This is a genomic window from Streptomyces sioyaensis (assembly GCF_004122735.1).
GTDB lineage: Bacteria > Actinomycetota > Actinomycetes > Streptomycetales > Streptomycetaceae > Streptomyces > Streptomyces sioyaensis.
Genome location: NZ_SDIF01000286.1, coordinates 1 through 1138, shown reverse-complemented (window position 1 = coordinate 1138; position 1138 = coordinate 1). Strand labels below are relative to the sequence as shown.

Genomic DNA, 1138 nt, shown 5'->3' with positions numbered 1-1138 from the left:
CTGCTGGCGAGGGTGAGGTTGCGGATGTGGTGGTGGGTGATGAGGTGTTCGGCGAGGAGGGTGGCGAGTCCGCCGGTACCGCCGGTGATCAGAACGGTGTCCTCGGGGTCCCAGTTTTCGAAGGCGGTGGGTTCGAGGGTGGGAGTGGGTGTGGGTGTGGTGGCTCGGGTGAGTCGGGGTACGTAGGTCTCGCCGTTGCGCAGGGCCAGTTCCGGCTCACCACTGGAGAGGGTGGTGGCGAGCAGGAAAAGCGGAATCTGCGTGCCGTCCCAGTCCAGCAGGGTGAAACGGTCCGGGTGCTCGGCCTGTGCGGAGCGCACCAGGCCCCACACGGCCGCACCCGCGAGGTCCGCCGGCTCGGCATGCTCATCGCGAGGATCGCGAGGGCCGACCGCCCCGCGTGTCGCCACCACCAGCTGGGAATCCTCGAACCGCTCGTCGGCCAGCCATTCCTGAAGAGCCGCCAGCACGCTGCCGGTTGCTTTCCGCAGTTGCTGCGGCATGTTGTCGCCGTCCCGGCCCTCCGGGCAGGTCAGGACGACCACGTCCGGTACGTCGCCGGTCAGTGCCGCCAGCTCGGTATACGTGGCGGCGCCGGTCCACTCCCACTGCGCGGCCTGCGGGCCGAGCGCCGCCCAACTGCGGGTGCTGCTGCCTTCCGCCCGGTCCGCGCCGGAGCCCGGTGGAGTCGTGGCGGACGGTAGGGCGGTCCACTCCACGAGGTAGAGGGGGGTATCGGCACCGTCGCGCGCTGCCGCGATCTGGTCGGCGGAGACGGGCCGCATGGCCAGCTCCTCCACCACGGCGACCGGATTGCCTGCCGGGTCGGCGAGTTGGAGCCGTACGCCGTCGTTCGCCGTGGTGGTGATGGCCACCCGCAGCGAGGTTGCGCCCTTCGCATGCACCGTGACGCCGCTCCATGCGAAGGGGAGAGCCGTCTGCTGGGCCTTGTGTGGTTCGTCGCTCTGGGCGAGGTCCGTGGCGTGCAGTGCGGCGTCCAGGAGGGCGGGGTGGAGGGTGAATGCGGCGGCGGCGTGCTGGGTTTCCTGGGGGAGGGTGATTTCGGCGTAGGTGGTGTCGTGGTGCTGCCAGGCGGCTTGGAGGCCTTGGAAGGTGGGGCCGTAGTGGTAGCCCTGGG

General features: G+C 70.5%; 1 protein-coding gene. It reads right to left on the bottom strand.

Translation table 11 applies throughout. From position 1 onward, the window contains the following. The coding region (locus EST54_RS33910) for a polyketide synthase dehydratase domain-containing protein (RefSeq protein WP_174857573.1) at positions 1 to 1138 on the bottom strand (1138 nt) is incomplete at both ends.